Consider the following 373-nt stretch of genomic DNA (forward strand, 5'->3'; position numbering starts at 1 on the left):
CCCGCCGATACCCGCTTAGTGCCGAAAAAATAACCGCCACAACACCAAACCTCCAGGCCACAATGTCTAGGGTGACCTTCATCACCTAACCGTGAGCCAAGTCAGGAACGCCGAACGCTAATTCAACCATTTTGATTAGTGTAGCTGAAATAAGTTCCTAGAAAGTATCAGCGCGAGGAGGAAAGCACCGAAAGTGCCGAAAAGATAGTGCCAAAGCTTTATGGACCTAGGTGTTGTACTCAAGGAGATTTGAGGTCGCTCCCCCAGTGTCGTTGGGGCCGACCTTGAAAACGAAGAAAGAGACCGTTGAAGCGGTAGTAATGCTTCAACGGTCTCCTTTCGCTGTATTGAGTTGTTTGTTTTGTTTGGTGTC

The organism is Corynebacterium sp. HMSC056F09, from assembly GCF_001815785.1.
Classification (GTDB): Bacteria; Actinomycetota; Actinomycetes; order Mycobacteriales; family Mycobacteriaceae; genus Corynebacterium; species Corynebacterium hiratae.